The organism is Vibrio frigidus (assembly GCF_042465995.1).
Lineage (GTDB): Bacteria > Pseudomonadota > Gammaproteobacteria > Enterobacterales > Vibrionaceae > Vibrio.
In genome coordinates, this window is the sequence record NZ_JBCDMC010000056.1 from 1 (window position 1) to 324 (window position 324).

The 324-nt window shown below is 51.2% G+C and carries 1 protein-coding gene; it reads left to right on the forward strand.

The features are described 5' to 3' along the window. Positions 1-324, forward strand: a 324-nt coding sequence (locus AACW90_RS23130; RefSeq protein WP_390239381.1) for an FAD-binding protein, incomplete at both ends; no start/stop codon positions are given.

Consider the following 324-nt stretch of genomic DNA (forward strand, 5'->3'; position numbering starts at 1 on the left):
CGTATCGCCACGGTGTGCCTTTGCGTGATATGGAATTTGTTCAGTATCACCCAACGGGCCTTCCTGGTACGGGTATATTGATGACCGAAGGGTGTCGTGGCGAAGGCGGCATCATCGTCAACAAAAACGGCTACCGTTATCTACAAGATTACGGCATGGGACCAGAAACCCCGGTTGGGGAGCCGAAAAACAAATACATGGAACTGGGTCCTCGAGACAAAGTTTCTCAAGCGTTTTGGCACGAGCAGCAAAAAGGTAACACCATCGACCATCCCCTTGGCGATGTGGTGCATCTAGACCTGAGACACTTAGGTGAAGAGTACC